The following is a 16415-nucleotide window of genomic DNA, read 5'->3' on the forward strand; positions in this document are numbered from 1 at the left end:
GGCGTTGAAACTTGAGCGGCTTACGGAGAAGCTGGGCGATCAGCGCACAGTTTGGTGCAAGCTAGCCCTGTATTTTTTGAGTTCGCTCTCGGCACAGGTTCATTCGCCTCAGTGCCGTCACTACATCTTGAAGAGAAAGAGCAAATGAAGCTGATCGCCGCGCAAATCCGCCCCGTACCGGGCGACTGTGAAGCAAACATCGCCAAACATATGGCTGCCATCCGGCAGGCCGCAAATCTGGGCGCCAATCTCGTGCTCTTTCCCGAGCTTTCCCTGACCGGTTACGAGCCAAGGCTGGCTGATGCCTTGGCGATGGATGCGAGCGACGGCCGTCTTGATGAGTTCCAGCAACTGAGCGATCGATATGGGATGCTCATCGCCGTGGGTGCGCCCACCCAGGGACGCGAGGGTATCGAAATCAGCATGATCAGTTTCCAGCCTGGACAGCCGCGTACCTGCTACTCAAAACAGATTCTGCATGCCGACGAATTACCGTTCTTCGCCGCCGGCAGCCGCAAGCTTGTGCTGAATCACGCAGATGTCATCTTGGCCCCCGCCATTTGCTACGAATCACTTCAGCCAAGCCACGCCGAAGAAGCTGCACAGTCGGGTGCTCAGGTGTATCTGGCAAGCGTGGCGAAGTCTGAGCGCGGTACGACCTTGGCGAAAGCTCATTATCCGATGATCGCTGAAAAGCATTCCATGACCGTGGTGATGGCGAACTGCGTAGGGTCCGCCGACGACTATGTCGCGGCGGGTTGCTCTGCCATTTGGAACAATCAGGGTCAAATCCTGTGCAGTGCAGATGCCGTTCAAGAAGCACTAGTCGCTTATGACACGCAGACTTGGGAGGCGGGAGTATTCGACTTGCTGTGAAACCGGTCCGTCCGCGTTGCGACCTGAGAATCACCGACTGTTTTTTCTGAATGCCGCACCCACGCGTAGATAGCAAGACGGCTCACCATCTAAGGATGTTTCCGGCAGGCGCCTCCCGACGAAGATCTACCCTGACCAACTCGTCATTGATGAATAGCATGTACTGGTAGGCACCACCATTCGGGCCGTAGACAACCACATCGGTTTTCTGCGAGCCCTTGCGTGGCACACCGTTGTTGCGTATCACCGGACCGTCGCTGGCTTGGGCAACGGGACTGCCACATGACTGTAAAACGTCAGCAAGCTTGTCTCCGGGATTGACCAGCTTTGTTCCGCAACGGCTGGCTGCGTTTGCATCGGTAATGAGCATGCACGCGAACAGCAACGCCATCGATGGCTTGATAAACATCGTGTATCTCCTGAGCATTGATAGTCGTTTACTCGGCCCCGCGCTTGGACCTTCCCTTCTACCGACCCCTCCTCCTCCAAGCTTCCAGCTCCGAGGGCCTGAGCCGGTAACGCGCCAGAACCCCCTCATGCAGGCGTTGCAGCTCCTCGACGATAACCGCCTCCACCCCTTCCTGCTCACCTTGCGGGACCTGCTCTGACACGCACTGCCGGATAACGGTCAACGGATCACGTTCGGGCTGACGCACCACTTCGCGTATGGTGCTCTTGATCAGTTCCCGCCATACCAGACGAAGCGGATCAGGCTCGGCCAGCGTTTGACGTATCACCATGTATTCCTGCGCCGATCGCTCGTAGGCCCATACATACAGATCACGGAGTAGTTCCACACGCGTCATCTCGTAGACGCCCAGCGTTGCTCGGCTGTAGGCAATTTCAGGCACATCGAGAAATGTCAGTGGGCAGAGGTTGGCGCGAAACAACGGTAAGTTCGCCGCAAGCCGTGAGGTACGCTTGTTGATATCTGCGAAAGGCTGCAGATAGGGTAAATGCACCATCACGAAAAAGGATTGCTCAAACGGATCAGTGATCCGATTGGCCTTGCTCAGCACTTCGTCCAGTAACTTATCGATGAGCTGAGGCGCGGACAGTGGCCGATACACGCTTTTGCTGATGTCTACCGCATGCTGACGAATCCGCCCTTCATCAGCAGGATTGGGCAGCAGGTTTTCCGATAGAGCGCTGTGCAGGTTCATCAATGTATAACGATTGAATTCGACTGTATCAACGTTCTCGACCAACAACTCGATTGCCACCTTATGATTGAGGATCATCTGGGTTTCGATCGCTGGCTTGCCCTGCGCCACCCGACCATGCTCGATCAACTCTCGGGTGTCCAGTCGTGAGTAGGTATTGCCTTCCAGATGACTGGACGCCCATGACAAGTCGATCAACAGCCGGTTAAGGATGGCGCGGCTATGGGTACCAGCAGGTGATTCGTCCGGTGAGGTACGCCCTATGTTATGCAGCCGACGCCTCAGCGACTCGGAGAGATACGAGGTGCGATTGGGCAGGTAGGCATCGAGAAATTCGCGTTGATAGCCCACAGGGGTGCGCAAATGCAAAGGCTGATCGATATAGGCCAGGATGTCCGTGCTGTCGGCGGACAGGGGAATCCCGATCGGGAAGGCATCGTTGACATGCAGGACATCGCTGACATTCAAACCCGGAGCTAAATAACGTCTCGCACGGGCATCACCGCGCGTCTCGAGCTCACCGGTCTCGACCAACTGGCTCAGCCACCGCTGTACAGTGCGGCGGGCCAGTTGAGGACGTCGCGCCAGGATTTCGGCCAAAGTCAGCCCTGAAGATGATTCAAGAATGAGTTTCTTCAGTTCTTGTGCGTCAGGCATATTTTTTGGCGCGATTTAGTGAGGACATGGCGCGATTATGGCGCGATTTCGCGAATCGCGCCAATCTGTGGCGCAATCTGTGGCGCGACTCAGTGAATCGCGCCAACGAAGAACGCTCCAATGGGAATCCCCACAGGTAGACGTCCGCGATGAGCTCTGGCTGTGATAGCCGCTCTCAGCGAACCAGCATAGAGGCATGGACCGCCGTGCACATTAATGTTACGATATAACATCTATAAACGACGTGAGATCCCGACCATGAAACCTGGTATTCACCCGGACTATCGGACAGTCCTGTTCCACGACACAGCCGCCGACGTTTATTTCCTGATCGGCTCGACCGTGGAAACGACTCGAACCGAGACGCATACGGATGGCAAAGCGTACCCGTATGTCGCCCTTGACGTTTCGAGCGCTTCACATCCCGTCTACACCGGGCAAGTCCGAAAAACACAGGCAGAAGGACGGATTGCCGGCTTCAACAAGCGCTTCGCCGGTTTCACTTCCACCAAGTAAACCCAAGCGATGGCGTGGTGAAGTCAGTGCGTGCTACTGACTTCACGCTTGGCAACGTCATCGCGGTCGCAACAACCCGCGCCGGTCCTGCGCTTGGAACCTATTACCGGTCGGCTTTGCGTTCTGAAATCGAGCATATTGCTGTGCTGCGCGTTGCAGTGGAGCGCGACATGTTTGCAATGCGATCCTCTGGCGGGGCGCCTCACCGTTGGAGATCAGTATCGATCCAGATCAGGTATCGCACGCGGCAGTCAAATGCGCTTGATCGCATACAAAAACGCAAAAACGGCCAGAATTTTGAAGGTCGCCAAAAGCGCTTTGAAAGCCAAAGAATACCATTCTGTTCCTTCAATGCAGTCCATGCACTGCAGCGACTCAGGAGAACTTCCTGACTTGGTGAACTCCAGTTCGCGGCAATAGCCGTAAAACATGAATGACCAAAGCAGCATGACCATGCCCAATGCCTTGACCTTGTCCCTGGAGGAGTAGTTGACTTCCGGCTCAAGAAAGTAAACCACCCCAGCCAAGACAAAAAAGAACATGCCGACATAAGCCATTTTTTTCCGGCACCTTGGCGACGCCCGAAAATTGTTGAACACATCGAAGGGATGAAATGTATGGTCCCTCTGTAACCTATCCTCGAGGGAAACCAGATACCCCGAGCAAAAAGCCAACATCCCGATAATAAGAACAAGGATCATATGAAGCCCCGCATTGGCAAAACCGAGCAGAGCGCCGAGTTACCATTTTCGGATCAGGCTGTAGCTCTCACTAACTGAATACTAACACTGGCACCCGCGATCGGAATATGATGCGGTCGTGTTGTCAACGGCTCCTTTTCGAGCAATCTATCGCTCGGCTGGGTGTTAGAATCCTGCGTCCCTGGACTCCGCCCGAGTGATGCACTCATGCTCCTGAATCTTGAAATCCGCAGCTATGAGCGTGAAAACCCTCACCACTCCCACGACCATGCTCAATTGGTCCTGCCGGTTCGTGGCCAGATGGAAATTGATGTAGACGGTCGCGGTGGCAGCATCGACCAGTCATTGGCCGCTGTGGTGAGACCGGGTTCGGTGCACTCCCAGCTCAGCCACGCAGACAGCCGTTTCCTGGTGCTGGACTGCGCGCCGACCCTCCTGGAGACACTCCAGATGGAGCGTCTGGCTCGAAAGACCTACGTGCCTATTTCCCCTGCGACAAGGCGGCTGATCGAGTTCGCCGAGCTCATCGGCAACAAGCAGCTCGCCTTGGGCGCTCCACAGTTGAGCTCGCTGCTTCTCTCATCTCTCGGCCCTGACATCTACAGTTCCCCATCCGCCATCGAGCAACTGGTCGCCCGCTTGCAGGCTAACCCAGGGGCAAACTGGAGCAACGAAGTCATGGCCCAGGTTGCGAACATGAGCATGAGTCAACTGCACCAGCGATTTCGGCAGATGTTTGGAATGAGTCCTCAGGCCTGGTTGACGGAGTTACGCATAAAGCAAGCTCAACGATGGCTGCGTGGCACTTCCTTGCCGATCGCCGAGATTGCCTTGCGTACAGGTTTTTCCGATCAGGCGTCGCTGACTCGAACCATGCAACGTGTGAGCGCGATCACTCCGGCGGTGTATCGCAAAGCGCAAAAACATGCTGGGTAAAAAATTCGGCAGCTACTGACAATACTCTCTTGGCTCGACGCTTCAGACTTTCCCCGTTCAAGCTGCGGAGCACGGGTGGAATGTTTACTGATCGATCGCTGTTGAAGGGCATTGTGTATGGTATTTGCTCGGGACTGTGCTGGGGCGTGATTTTTCTTGGGCCACAGCTCACCCAAGGCTTGAGCGGCCTGCAATTCGCGGTGCTTCGATTTCTTTGTTACGGTGCAATTTCAGCTGTACTGCTTATGCCCCGATGGCGGCGGGTGTGCGCCAACCTCACGCGAGCCGATTGGAAGTCACTCTTCTGGCTCAGCCTGATCGGAAATCTCGTTTACTACGCGCTGGTGGGTACCGGGGTGCAACTGGTGGGGATTGCGACCACGTCCCTGATCGTCGGGCTCATCCCCGTGTTGATGACCTTGGCAGGTCGGCACGATACCCATGCCGTCTCCTTGCGCAGACTCTTCCCTTCGCTATGTTGCGCAATGACCGGCGTTGTAATTATCAGTTGGCATGCACTGATCAATGGCAACACACCTGAAACATCAACAGCCATTGCAGGTGTTCTCTGCGCCACAGGTGCATTGATAACGTGGACTTGGTTCGCCGTTGGCAATGCTCGGAAACTGATTCAGCTCACCCGCATTTCCTCCAATGACTGGGCACTGCTGACCGGTATCATGACGGGCGCTCAGTCGCTGCTCCTGGCGGTGCCTGTCCTGGTTTATCTGGCAGATGCCCATGGAAGTGAAGAATGGCTGCATTTTTTCCTGGTGGCCTGCGGTGTAGCCCTTCTTTCTTCGGTCGTTGGCGGCGCGTGTTGGAATCAGGCAAGCCGGCTTCTGCCGTTGGCACTTAGCGGGCAAGTGCTGGTGATCGAAACATTGGCAGCGCTGGCTTTTGGATTTCTATGGGAGCATCGACTACCTGATACGTACGAGATAGCGGCCATTGCTCTGCTGGTCGTCGGGATTGTCTGGTGTCTGAATTGCCATCGTCCTCGCCCTACACTCGCAAGCTGATCAGCTCGGACATTGACCCGGAGCGCAAACTGGATCGGCAGCAATCGGCCAAAAGCATGCATCCCACCCTACCCCCCGCCCCTTACCCATAATCCGGCAACCTAATTGCATCAGCCTTCGGCGAAAGGATCTTCGCAAACAAGGCCTTGAAGCCCGGCGCGGTCGCCAACCTTAATACGGCATGACCCAGCGCGATTCTCCATCGCGAATGCGGCGAGGCCAGTCTGGGCGCGAACGTGGGCACGCTTTGCGCCTGATCGACGTATGGACGCATCAATTTTTCATACTCTGCAAATGCCTGAACATGATCTATGTGGCGGCCCAGCTCGCCAGCCAAGACGTAGGCGCCACACAACCCCAAACTCGTGCCCATGCCGCTGATCGGCGATGCGCAATAGGCGGCGTCACCTACAAGGGCGATACGGCCCTTGCTCCAGTGGGGCATCTTAACTTGGCCGACCGCGTCCAGATAAAGGTCAGGCGCGCCCTCCAAAGCAGCGAGTACACGAGGTGTTTCCCAACCGGCGTCGGCAAATAGGTGCTTGAGCAAAGCTTTCTGCTCTGCCTGATTCAGCTTCTCGTAGCCGCTCGGCGCCTGCTGAAAGGACAAGAAGGCCCGCGTGGTGCCGAGGTTGTCAGGGCGCAGGCAGACACACCGGCCCCCGGGGATATTATGCCAGCGCATGATCTGACCATCGCTTGGCTGCCGGGGCACGGTGAAGTAGGCGGTGTATAGATCAAGAGGACGACGCTCGACTTCACTGCCGAATATCAGCTTGCGCGTTTTAGAGCCAATGCCCTCGGCGACGATGACGAGATCATAGACCTGCTCATCGCCCTGCTCGAAGCCCACATGCACCTGTACGCCATCGTCCAAAATGGTTGCAATACTGTCGCCGAATCGGTAGTCGACCCGGTCCTGACTGTGCTCGATCAGCAGCTTGGCCAGTTCACCACGCAGGATTTCCAGCTCGGCAACCGGCCCCTCACCGCCGAACGCGTCGACAGCGATGAACGCTTTGGTGCGGTTGGATCGATCAACGAAAGCGATACCCTGTTCATTGGTTGTGTTGGCTCGGACCCGGTCTTCCAAACCCATACGCTGAACGACGACGCGACCAGCGCCACGCACATCGACAGTCTGCCCTCCATCGCGAAACGCAGGCGCGCGCTCCACCACGGTAACGTCCATGCCCTGCCGGGACAACCAATAAGCCAACGCAGGCCCGGCGATGCTTGCGCCGGTTACAAGAACTTTTTTTGGTTTCATATCGCGTCCTTATGTTCGAAGGTGAGGCAATGGTCCACCCGATAGTTGAGCACGTCTGAATTCCAATATTGCGCATTCCCACCAGGTATGCCCCCATGAAAATCATCGATTTCACTCTCCCTGGCTAATCTCGTACGGTGCTTGCTCTGCATAAGGAGATCACTCTATGAACACCGTACGCTTATACGTCGACTCACAGTTCGCCAGCCCCTACGCCATGTCCGTCTTTGTCGCATTGACCGAGAAAGGCATCGACTTCCAGATGAGTACCGTGGACTTGCAGGCCCTCGAAAACCAGACAGAGGCCTACGCGGCCCTCTCACAAACCCAGCGAGTTCCAACCCTGGTTGACGGCGACTTTGCCTTGTCCGAATCTTCTGCAATCACCGAATACCTCGAAAACGCTTACCCCCAAATCTCGATCTATCCGCACGACGTGCGGCTGCTTGCAAAAGCGCGGCAGGTTCAGGCGTGGATCCGCAGTGACCTGCTGCCCATTCGGCAGGAGCGCTCCACGCTGGTCGTCTTCTACGGCAAGAAATCAGGGCCTTTGTCGCCAGCTGCTCGTATGGCGGTAGACAAGTTATTCCAGGCCGCGCAAGCACTGCTCAAGGAGGGTACGGAACATTTGTTCGGCCAATGGTCGATCGCCGATGTCGATCTCGCGCTGATGCTCAACCGGCTGATACTCAATGGCGATGCAGTGCCCCAGGTTCTCGTGGACTATGCGCAGCGTCAGTGGCAGCGCCCTAGCGTGCAGGCGTGGGTAAGGCTGCAACGACCCACGCTTTGAGCCTGTGCTGGCGGGAGCCGCTTGAGGAGGCGGCTCCTCCTGATGCCTGGAAAAGGTGTGGCACAAGGTACGTCCGCAGCCCTCTATCCGTCAGCTGAACAGTCATGGGTTCAAGCGCTTGAGCGCAGCACGGATCTCTGCATCGTGACCACCCAACGCAGTAGTTGCGATCGCCGCATTACGCAACAGGATCGACGCTGCATGCTCGATGTGATCCTTGAGCAGGCGATCAGAGGGACCGGACAGTGTCAGGGCCCCTTTGAGTTCGAATCCCATGGAGAACACCGGTACCGACACCGCGGTGGTTTCCGGATCACGCTCGCCGAATGAGCAGGCCCAGAAGCGCTCGCGCACTTCACTCAGCGCAGGATCGACATTACGCGAGAAGGCGCGAAGGATCTTGCCGGAGGCTCCGGCATGCAGCGGGAACCGAGCGCCTTCGAGCACCGACACCCGTACTGCTCGTTTGGGCTCGACCCGAAACAGAACGACCCGACTGCCGTTTTCCATCACGTAGAACGAAGACGTCTCACCGCTTTCGTCGGTAATGGATTCGAGCAAGGGATGAATCACGTCGCGCAGGCGAAAGGAGGTTTGGTAGAGCTGCGACAAGCGCAGGGGCTCGGGGCCGATGGAGTAGCGGCCGTCAGTGGTGCGACGCATGAACCCGGACTTTTCCAATGAGGCGATCAGGCGAAGTATCGTGCTTTTGTAAAGACCGGTACGCCGCGATATTTCGGCCAGGGACAGGCTGTCCTGCTCGATATTGAAAGCAGCCAGAATAGCGAACGCGCGATCCACTGCCGCGACACCACCCTCAGCTGAACTGGCGTGGTCGGTAAGGTTCTTGTCGGATTCAGTAGTCATAGACACTCTTTGTCGATTGCACTTGCAGGCAGCCAGTTGCTCAAGGGGTAGCACGACTGCCTGCAAGACAATATCAGAGGTCCATGGCATTCACTGGGAAAACTGAATCCGCTTCGTCACGCTTCGCGCAAGAACAGACGCAGGGACATGACCATGGCCGCAGCCACGAACAGGATGCACCCCATGACCATCAGGCCTGCGGTGAACGACCCGGTGTAATCTTTCAGGAACCCCATCAAGTAAGGACCCACGAACCCACCGAATGCACCAATCGAGTTGATCAGAGCGATCCCGCCTGCAGCCGCCTGCCCCCGCAGGAACTTGCCTGGCAAGGTGTAGAAGATGGTCTTGCCGGCGATAGTACCCACCAAGGCCAGTGTGATACCCGCCAATGCCGGCACCAACGAGTCCATCTGCAAGGCGAACAACAGTGCGATGCCAGCCAGCAGCATTGCCAGGGTCAGGTTGAGAATACCCTTGCCAGTACGGTCAACGTGCCTGGCCCACACCAGCAGCCCGACGGTTGCAAAGAAGTAGGGAATAGCTGCGACCCAGCCGATCATGCTGATCTCGACCCCTTGGGCCTTGAGCATTTGCGGCAGCCAGATGCCAATGCCGTAAGAGCCTAGCGTGAAGCTGAAGGTAATCGAGCTGAGAATCCATACTCGCGGATCCTTCAAGGCTGCCTTGAAACCATGGCTATGCTGCCCCTTGCCTTGTTCCTCGGCCAACATACCCGTCAACACTTCACGCTCATCGCTCGATAGCCATTTGGCTTGCGCGGGATGATTGCTCAGCACCTTCAGCGTGATCAGGCCAAGGACGCAGGCGGGCAAGCCTTCGATCAGGAACATCCACTGCCAACCTGCGAGACCCCAGGCGCCGTGCATCTGCAGGAGCCAAATCGACAGAGGCCCACCGACCAGAAACGATATCGGGGTCGCGACCGTGAACCAGGCGAGCACGCGAGTGCGGTACTGCGCCGGAAACCACAAGGTCAGAAAGAAGATCACGCCGGGGAAAAAACCTGCTTCCGCGATCCCCAGGATAAGCCTCACCGCGTAGAAACTGTACGGCCCCACCACCAATGCTGTCGCCGCTGCGGCCAGGCCCCAGGTGATCATGATTCGGGCCATCCACAATCGAGCGCCGAACCGATACATGGCCAGGTTGCTCGGAACTTCGCACAGGCAATACCCGAAAAACATGATGCCGGCGCCGAGCCCGAATTGTGTTGCGGTCAAACCCAGTTGCTCGGTCATCTGCAACGCGGCGTAGCCCACGCTGGTGCGATCGAGGTAGTTGAAAAAATAGGCCAGCGCCAATAGCGGAATCAGGCGCCAGGCTGCTTTGTGCAAGACGCGAGTCTGTTCTGCGCTGAGTGCGCTGGCGCCGTCGCTGGTATCAGGGCGCAGGGATGTCGTGACAATCGCCATGATCGGTTTCCTCACTCTTTATTTTTATAGAACCAACGGCGGGAACGTCCGTCAGCATCGTGACTCAAGCGTGCGGTCGATACGGCGTCAGCGAATGATTCCGCGTGCACGCAACGCGTCGACATCTCCTGGCGCGTAGCCCATGTCCTGAAGCAACTCGGCAGAGTGACTCCCCAGCGTCGGCACATTGAGGCGCGTGGCGAACCGGTGCCCGTTCATTTCGAAGGGCAGCATCGGCACCTTGACCTGTTCGCCGTTCTCCAGGGTCAGGTCGGCAAGCCCTCCCGACTCGTTCAAATGTCGATCGTCGAAAAGATCCTGCGGTCGCTGAATCGGCGAGAATGGCAGGCCAGCTTCCTCGCACATCGTCATGACCTCCTGTTTGCTCAGCTGCAGAAGGCGGGCTTTGACCTGGGGCAGAATTCGCGCGCGCGCTTGAACGCGCTGAGTATTCTTTGCCAACTCCGGAGCTGCGCCCAGCTCTGCGAATCCGAAACTTTGACAGAAGCTGACCCACTGGCTGTCACTGACAACGCCCATGAAGACCTGCTCGTTATCACACGTATCGAATACGTCATAGATGGCCCAGGCGGAGAGTCGGCTGGGCATCGGTGCGGCTGCTTTGCCGGTGGTCGCCATCTGCATCATGTGCTGACCTACCAGGAATGCCGAATTCTCGAACAGGCCGGTCTGTACGAACTGGCCTTCGCCGGTGTTTCTGCGCTGCCACAACGCCGCGAGGATCGATATGGCACTGAACATACCGCCCATTACGTCGTTGACCGAAGCGCCAGCGCGCAGGGGTCTGCCTTCAGGGCCGGTCATGTACGCCAGGCCCGTCATCATCTGCACTACTTCGTCGAGGGCAGTCCGGTGTTCGTAAGGCCCAGGCAGGAAACCTTTCATCGAGCTGTAAATGATGTCCGGTTTGATCAGCTTCACCTGCTCGTAGCCCAAGCCCAGCTTTTCCATGGCGCCGGGGCGAAAGTTCTCGGTCACGACATCCGCGCTTTCGATCAGCTTGCGCACAGCAGCCATGCCCTCATCGGTCTTGATGTCGACGGCGAAGCTTTTCTTGTTGCGGTTGTAGGTCATCCAGTAGCCCGCGCCCGAACCGGTCAGGCGTCGGGTGTTATCGCCTTCGGGTACCGGTTCGACCTTGATCACCTCGGCACCCAGGTCAGCCAACACCAGTCCGCAGGTGGGGCCCATGACCATATGGACGAACTCGATGACGCGTACTCCAGACAGGGGCAGGCTCTGCAGGTTCTCGTTCTGCTGGCTCATCGGGCACCTCCCGCGTAGTGGAAGTTCTTGCCCACACCGGCATCAGGAATGAACCCATACAGCGGCTCTCCCGGCAGCCCTTGAATCAGCCACTTCCGGGCAGCGACAAGTTTGTCGATGTCGATTCCCGTCCGAAGCCCCATGGACTCGAGCAGATAAACCAGATCCTCGGTCACGATATTGCCCGAAGCGCCCGGTGCGTAAGGGCACCCACCGATACCGCCTTGGGAAGCGTCGATGATGGTTACCCCGACGTCCAGGGCGGCCACCACGTTCGCCAGGCCCTGGCCGCGGGTGTTATGGAAATGCGCACTGCCCGCCTTGCTACCGATTTCATCGCGCAAACGTGTGAACACACGGCGAACCTGCGCTGGGTTGGCATAGCCCACGGTATCGGCCAGACCTATCTCGTCCACACCCAGCTCGCTCATGATCAATGCCATGCGGATCACATCGTCCTCTGGCACCTCACCTTGGATGGTGCAGCCAAAGACGGTCGACAGACCTGACTCGACCTCCACATGAGGAAACTGCTCGTTGCGCAGTGACATCACAGCCTTCACTTCTTCGAACACCTGCTGATGGGTCTTGCGGATGTTTGCCAACGAGTGCGGCTCACTGACCGAGATAGGCAAGGTGATTTTCTGCACGCCAGCATTGAAGGCGGCTTCTGCGCCCTTGAGGTTTGGCACCAATGCGGTCACGAAGACATCCTGGCGTCTGCGCAGGTGCTTCACCAGGACCGCGGCGTCGGCCATCTGCGGCAGCAATTTGGGCGATACGAAGGAGCCGACTTCGATCTCTCTGAGCCCGGCATCGGCAAGAGCGTCCAGCCACTGGAGTTTGAGCGCGGTGGGCATGGTCGCATCGACGCTCTGCAGGCCATCACGAGGGCCCACTTCGCTGATCAGGATGTCTACGTTGTTGTTGTGATTCATCGCCGGGTCTCCGGGTAGGGACTTGAAGCGTTCCATCTGACAGAACGTTGTTCTGTATTAATCTTCCTGCCAGGTACCCAGCTTGTCAATGTGATCTGTTCGAATATTCGATATTCGTTGACTCATCACCTAACGGCTAAACGACGAGAACCTTGTGACGGGTTGACAGAGACGATAAGAACGTCGACATTTGTTCTGTCAGAAAATATACAGTTCTGCCTGATAGAACAAAAATAACGGTGAATCTGTCGATCGTCGTCTTCAAAATGGGCGATGTCTGGAAACACCCCGTAGGAGTCGATCCTGTGAGCCTCTATCCCCCGCCCCGCGATTTGTCGACCCGAGTGTTCAGCAAGCTGCCAGAAGCCTTTTGGGAAGACGGAAATTCCGACTGGGTTCGAGCGAACAAACCCGGACAGAAGATCAAAAGCTTTCTCGAGGGACCCTCGTTCGATCTGCAGGGCAATCTGTACGTCACCGACATCCCGTATGGAAGGATCTTCCGCATCGACACTCACGGTCACTGGACGCTGGTCACTCAGTACGATGGGTGGCCCAACGGCCTGAAAATTCACCGTGACGGTCGTATCTTCATCGCCGATTACAAGCAGGGCATCCTCACACTCGATCCGAAGAGCGGCGCATTGACGCCCTTGCTGACCCACAGCCGCAGCGAGGGCTTCAAAGGGGTGAACGACTTGTTCTTCGATGCTGCCGGCAAGCTCTACTTCACCGATCAAGGCCAGACCGGCCAGCAGGACCCTAGCGGTCGTGTGTATAGCTATGACCTGGACAAGCAGATGCTCAACTGCCTGATCGCCAATGGTCCAAGCCCCAACGGCCTGGTGATGGACCTGGAGCAAAAGGCGCTCTTGGTAGCGATGACTCGCGGGAATGCAGTCTGGCGCTTGCCGATCCAAACCGATGGCGGGACCAGCAAGGTCGGCATCTTCGCCGCAATGGCTGGAGGGGTCAGCGGTGCAGACGGCATGGCGCTGGATTCGCTGGGCAACCTGTACGTCTGCGACGCCGGCAACGGCTGCGTTTGGGTCTTCGATCCCCACGCCGTACCGCTGTATCGGATTCGCTCATGCACTGAAGGACGCACGCTGACCAACCTGGCCTTTGGTGGCGAAGGCAATCGGCAGTTGTTCATGACCGACTCCTCGACCAGCACGATCCTGGTGGCCGACCTGGAGCACAGCGGCCAACCGATGTTCTCTCACCGCTAGACCCGACCGACGACACCCTGTGTGCACGGCATACGGGTTTCGCTCGGCCGAAGAAAAGCGGGCACCCCTCGCCCGCCCCTACAAAACAATAAAAGGGATGGCCCATGTTGATATTTCTGAGCTACACCATGATCGCAAGCTTCATGTACCTGATCATGAGCAAACGTCTGTCGCCACTGGTGGCCTTGTTGCTGGTACCGGTGATATTCGGTTGCTTGAGTGGATTTACCACCCAACTGGGCGGGATGATGTACGACGGCATCAAGATGCTCGCGCCAACGGGCATCATGCTGACCTTCGCCATTTTGTACTTCTGCATGATGACCGATGCAGGGCTGTTCAACCCATTGATCAAGGTCATACTGCGGCTGGTCAAGGGCGATCCTCGCAAGATCGTGGTCGGCACTGCCGTGCTTGGGCTCTGCGTTGGCCTGGACGGTGACGGCGCAACCACTTACATCATCGCTACGGCTGCCTTCCTGCCACTCTACCGACTGACCGGTATCCGTCTGCAGGTCATGGCGACCGTTTTGTTGATGGCAATCGGTGTCATGAACATTCTGCCGTGGGCAGGTCCTTTTTCCCGAGCCGCAAGCGCGATGCATGTGGACATCACTGAGTTGTTCATACAGATGATCCCGGTGATGATCGCCGGTGGCGTATGGGTAGTGTGCGCCGCCTGGTGGCTGGGACGCATGGAATATCGACGTCTGGGCTTGGTCAGTGTCAGCGAGGAGAAGGTGCTCGACGGCTACGCACACATCCGCCTGAGTGATCCGAAGTTTCTGTTCAATGTTGTGCTGACCACGGCCTTGATCGCCTCAATGATGCTCAACCTGATGCCCCTGCCGATCCTGTTCATGATGGCTTTCGGGTTGGCGTGCCTGGTCAACTTCCCGACACTCAAACAACAGAAGGAAGTTATTGCGCGCCACGCCGATAACGTTCTGGCCGTGACCTTGCTCATATTTGCCGCTGGCATCTTCGTAGGCATCATGGGCGGCACGGGAATGATCAAAGCCATCTCCAACAACCTGATCACCCTTCTGCCTGAGCAGACGGGCCCTTACATGTCGCTGATAACAGCCTTGCTCAGCATGCCTTTCACCTACGTACTGACCAATGACGCCTTTTACTTCGGCGTACTGCCGATTCTCGCGGAAACGGCCGCTCATTACGGCATCGGGCCGCACGAGATGGCGATTGCCTCGTTGATTGGCCAGCCGGTCCATCTACTGAGCCCGCTGGTGGCATCTACCTACCTGCTGTGTGGTCTTCTGGATATCGACTACGGCGACAACCAGCGCGTATCACTCAAGTGGACAGTAGGCACAGTCATAGTGATGCTGTGCGCGGCCATCGCGGTAGGTGCCATTACGATCGTCAATTGAAGAAGGTTCCTGGGATCGGAAGCGGTCGCTTGCGAGCGGCCGCTATCGACAGATTCAGCAACACAGCGGCCAGCGTGAATTCATACGTCGCGCCATGTTCGTCAAACCACTGCCGATTCAATCCTTCTGGAACGCCAGGCATAGGCCAATACCATCAGCAGCCCCAGAGCGGCCATCGCCGCTCCGGCCAGGGAAATCGCCGGATAACCCAAACCAGCGTTGATCACCGCTCCGCCCAGTGCTGCGCCAATCGCGTTGCCGAAATTGAAGGCGCCAATATTCACCGCAGAGGCAAGGTTGGGCGCGTCCTTCGCTGCTTCCATGACGCGCATCTGTAACGGCGGCACCAGGGCGAAACTGGCGATACCCCATATCAGGATGGTCAGAGCAGCCGGCACTGCCCACCGCATCAGCACGGTGAACGCCAGCAAGACGAGAATCAGAACGCCTAGCGAGACGATCAAGGTGCGATCTACCGAGCGGTCGGCGGCCTTGCCGCCCCACATGTTGCCCAGCGTCAACCCCACACCGAAAAGAACCAGCATGGCGGTGATATAGGCGGTGGAACCATGGGTCTCGCTACTGAGGATGGGCGCGATGTAAGTAAAGACGGTAAACATTGCGCTCGATCCGACTACGGTCAAGGCCAACGCGCCCAGCACCGGACCACGTCCCAGTACCCGGATTTCGGCCATTGCACCGACGCTTTGCGACGTGTTCAGGTTGGGCAGGGCGAACCACAACGCGGCCATGGTCAGCACGCCGAGGCCGGTGATCCCCCAGAAAGCGGTGCGCCAACCGAACAGTTCACCAAACCAGGTGGCCAGCGGTACACCGCCGATGGTGGCCAGGGTCAGGCCCATGAACATCGCCGCGACCGCCCCGGCACGTTTCTGCGGGGCAACTACGCTGGCGGCGACGATGGAACCCACGCCAAAAAATGCACCATGGTTCAGTGAGGTCACCACCCTGGCGACCATGAGGCTGTAGTAATCGGTGGCCAGGGCTGACATCAGATTACCCAAAGTGAAAATGGCCATGAGCCCGATCAGCAGATAGCGTCGGGGAATCCTGCCGGTAGTCAGGGTCATCAGCGGTGCGCCGAGCAATACGCCCAGCGCATAGGCACTGACCAGCAAACCGGCGGCGGGGATGGAAACGCCCAGATCCGCAGCGATACCCGGCAACATGCCCATGGGGGCGAACTCTGTTACGCCGATGCCGAAGGCACCGATGGCGAGCGCGACAAGTGGTGGATTGATACGCATGAACGGCTCCTTATCTATGCCGCCAATGCTACGATCCAGGTTTTTAACGCGGTAGCTAGCAT

The 16415-nt window shown here is 57.4% G+C and carries 16 protein-coding genes; 7 read left to right on the top strand and 9 right to left on the bottom strand.

The window, feature by feature from the left end:
- Window positions 1–144 precede the first annotated feature (144 nt).
- Window positions 145–876, top strand: a complete 732-nt coding sequence (locus tag BLV18_RS14365) for a carbon-nitrogen hydrolase family protein (RefSeq protein WP_090359453.1) — start codon at window positions 145–147, stop codon at window positions 874–876.
- Window positions 877–958: 82 nt separating this feature from the next.
- Here BLV18_RS14365 and BLV18_RS14370 read toward each other — a convergent pair whose 3' ends face one another.
- Both BLV18_RS14370 and BLV18_RS14375 read right to left on the bottom strand, forming a co-directional pair.
- Entirely contained in the window at window positions 959–1285 is a 327-nt protein-coding gene (locus BLV18_RS14370; protein ID WP_090359455.1) for a DUF2845 domain-containing protein, read from the bottom strand.
- Window positions 1286–1343: 58 nt separating this feature from the next.
- The gene (locus BLV18_RS14375) at window positions 1344–2696 is read right to left on the bottom strand and encodes a Fic family protein (protein ID WP_090359457.1); all 1353 of its coding nucleotides are present in this window, start codon (window positions 2694–2696) and stop codon (window positions 1344–1346) included.
- A gap of 258 nt (window positions 2697–2954) precedes the next feature.
- Here BLV18_RS14375 and BLV18_RS14380 point away from each other — a divergent pair, with 258 nt between their 5' ends.
- Window positions 2955–3212: a type B 50S ribosomal protein L31 gene (locus BLV18_RS14380; RefSeq protein ID WP_049858980.1), complete on the top strand. Its 258-nt coding sequence runs from the start codon at window positions 2955–2957 to the stop codon at window positions 3210–3212.
- Between the two features lie 251 nt (window positions 3213–3463).
- Here the strand turns inward: BLV18_RS14380 and BLV18_RS14385 are convergent, their stop codons facing one another.
- Window positions 3464–3769, bottom strand: coding sequence for a hypothetical protein (locus BLV18_RS14385; protein WP_139211025.1), 306 nt, complete (start codon window positions 3767–3769; stop codon window positions 3464–3466).
- Window positions 3770–4120: 351 nt separating this feature from the next.
- Here BLV18_RS14385 and BLV18_RS14390 point away from each other — a divergent pair, with 351 nt between their 5' ends.
- Together BLV18_RS14390 and BLV18_RS14395 are read left to right on the top strand one after the other, a co-directional pair.
- Complete coding sequence (locus tag BLV18_RS14390; protein WP_090359461.1) at window positions 4121–4849, top strand: AraC family transcriptional regulator; 729 nt, start codon at window positions 4121–4123, stop codon at window positions 4847–4849.
- Between the two features lie 80 nt (window positions 4850–4929).
- The gene (locus tag BLV18_RS14395) at window positions 4930–5871 is read left to right on the top strand and encodes a DMT family transporter (protein WP_090359463.1); all 942 of its coding nucleotides are present in this window, start codon (window positions 4930–4932) and stop codon (window positions 5869–5871) included.
- 82 nt (window positions 5872–5953) lie between these two features.
- On the opposite strand, the gene BLV18_RS14400 is transcribed toward BLV18_RS14395, so the two are convergent.
- Window positions 5954–7141 carry an FAD-dependent monooxygenase gene (locus tag BLV18_RS14400; protein WP_090359465.1) on the bottom strand — a complete coding sequence of 396 codons (1188 nt, stop codon included), beginning with the start codon at window positions 7139–7141 and terminating at the stop codon, window positions 5954–5956.
- Window positions 7142–7307: 166 nt separating this feature from the next.
- Here BLV18_RS14400 and yfcF point away from each other — a divergent pair, with 166 nt between their 5' ends.
- Complete coding sequence (gene yfcF / locus BLV18_RS14405; RefSeq protein ID WP_090359467.1) at window positions 7308–7934, top strand: glutathione transferase; 627 nt, start codon at window positions 7308–7310, stop codon at window positions 7932–7934.
- A gap of 102 nt (window positions 7935–8036) precedes the next feature.
- Here the strand turns inward: yfcF and BLV18_RS14410 are convergent, their stop codons facing one another.
- The 4 genes from BLV18_RS14410 to BLV18_RS14425 form a co-directional block, all read right to left on the bottom strand.
- The gene (locus BLV18_RS14410; RefSeq protein WP_090359469.1) at window positions 8037–8801 is read right to left on the bottom strand and encodes an IclR family transcriptional regulator; all 765 of its coding nucleotides are present in this window, start codon (window positions 8799–8801) and stop codon (window positions 8037–8039) included.
- A 116-nt stretch (window positions 8802–8917) separates the two neighbouring features.
- Window positions 8918–10237 (bottom strand): MFS transporter, encoded by a 1320-nt coding sequence (locus tag BLV18_RS14415; RefSeq protein ID WP_244156865.1) that lies wholly within the window; start codon window positions 10235–10237, stop codon window positions 8918–8920.
- A gap of 87 nt (window positions 10238–10324) precedes the next feature.
- On the bottom strand, window positions 10325–11524 hold the full coding sequence (locus BLV18_RS14420) for a CaiB/BaiF CoA transferase family protein (RefSeq protein WP_090359470.1): 1200 nt from the start codon (window positions 11522–11524) through the stop codon (window positions 10325–10327).
- Window positions 11521–12462, bottom strand: coding sequence for a hydroxymethylglutaryl-CoA lyase (locus tag BLV18_RS14425; RefSeq protein ID WP_090359472.1), 942 nt, complete (start codon window positions 12460–12462; stop codon window positions 11521–11523). Before BLV18_RS14425 ends, BLV18_RS14420 begins: the two co-directional genes overlap by 4 nt.
- 305 nt (window positions 12463–12767) lie before the next feature.
- Here BLV18_RS14425 and BLV18_RS14430 point away from each other — a divergent pair, with 305 nt between their 5' ends.
- Both BLV18_RS14430 and BLV18_RS14435 read left to right on the top strand, forming a co-directional pair.
- Window positions 12768–13694, top strand: a complete 927-nt coding sequence (locus tag BLV18_RS14430; protein WP_090359474.1) for an SMP-30/gluconolactonase/LRE family protein — start codon at window positions 12768–12770, stop codon at window positions 13692–13694.
- A gap of 104 nt (window positions 13695–13798) precedes the next feature.
- Complete coding sequence (locus tag BLV18_RS14435; RefSeq protein ID WP_090359476.1) at window positions 13799–15085, top strand: CitMHS family transporter; 1287 nt, start codon at window positions 13799–13801, stop codon at window positions 15083–15085.
- A 101-nt stretch (window positions 15086–15186) separates the two neighbouring features.
- On the opposite strand, the gene BLV18_RS14440 is transcribed toward BLV18_RS14435, so the two are convergent.
- Complete coding sequence (locus tag BLV18_RS14440; protein WP_090359478.1) at window positions 15187–16353, bottom strand: MFS transporter; 1167 nt, start codon at window positions 16351–16353, stop codon at window positions 15187–15189.
- Window positions 16354–16415 lie beyond the last annotated feature (62 nt).

Origin of the sequence: Pseudomonas coleopterorum (assembly GCF_900105555.1) — a bacterium.
Taxonomy (GTDB): Bacteria; Pseudomonadota; Gammaproteobacteria; order Pseudomonadales; family Pseudomonadaceae; genus Aquipseudomonas; species Aquipseudomonas coleopterorum.

What these genes read in the sequence shown, in the direction of transcription:
- BLV18_RS14365 (WP_090359453.1), top strand. Translation starts at nt 145, where the DNA reads ATGAAGCTGATCGCCGCGCAAATCCGCCCCGTACCGGGCGACTGTGAA.
- BLV18_RS14370 (WP_090359455.1), bottom strand. Translation starts at nt 1,285, where the DNA reads ATGTTTATCAAGCCATCGATGGCGTTGCTGTTCGCGTGCATGCTCATT.
- BLV18_RS14375 (WP_090359457.1), bottom strand. Translation starts at nt 2,696, where the DNA reads ATGCCTGACGCACAAGAACTGAAGAAACTCATTCTTGAATCATCTTCA.
- BLV18_RS14380 (WP_049858980.1), top strand. Translation starts at nt 2,955, where the DNA reads ATGAAACCTGGTATTCACCCGGACTATCGGACAGTCCTGTTCCACGAC.
- BLV18_RS14385 (WP_139211025.1), bottom strand. Translation starts at nt 3,769, where the DNA reads ATGGCTTATGTCGGCATGTTCTTTTTTGTCTTGGCTGGGGTGGTTTAC.
- BLV18_RS14390 (WP_090359461.1), top strand. Translation starts at nt 4,121, where the DNA reads ATGCTCCTGAATCTTGAAATCCGCAGCTATGAGCGTGAAAACCCTCAC.
- BLV18_RS14395 (WP_090359463.1), top strand. Translation starts at nt 4,930, where the DNA reads ATGTTTACTGATCGATCGCTGTTGAAGGGCATTGTGTATGGTATTTGC.
- BLV18_RS14400 (WP_090359465.1), bottom strand. Translation starts at nt 7,141, where the DNA reads ATGAAACCAAAAAAAGTTCTTGTAACCGGCGCAAGCATCGCCGGGCCT.
- yfcF (WP_090359467.1), top strand. Translation starts at nt 7,308, where the DNA reads ATGAACACCGTACGCTTATACGTCGACTCACAGTTCGCCAGCCCCTAC.
- BLV18_RS14410 (WP_090359469.1), bottom strand. Translation starts at nt 8,801, where the DNA reads ATGACTACTGAATCCGACAAGAACCTTACCGACCACGCCAGTTCAGCT.
- BLV18_RS14415 (WP_244156865.1), bottom strand. Translation starts at nt 10,237, where the DNA reads ATGGCGATTGTCACGACATCCCTGCGCCCTGATACCAGCGACGGCGCC.
- BLV18_RS14420 (WP_090359470.1), bottom strand. Translation starts at nt 11,524, where the DNA reads ATGAGCCAGCAGAACGAGAACCTGCAGAGCCTGCCCCTGTCTGGAGTA.
- BLV18_RS14425 (WP_090359472.1), bottom strand. Translation starts at nt 12,462, where the DNA reads ATGAATCACAACAACAACGTAGACATCCTGATCAGCGAAGTGGGCCCT.
- BLV18_RS14435 (WP_090359476.1), top strand. Translation starts at nt 13,799, where the DNA reads ATGTTGATATTTCTGAGCTACACCATGATCGCAAGCTTCATGTACCTG.
- BLV18_RS14440 (WP_090359478.1), bottom strand. Translation starts at nt 16,353, where the DNA reads ATGCGTATCAATCCACCACTTGTCGCGCTCGCCATCGGTGCCTTCGGC.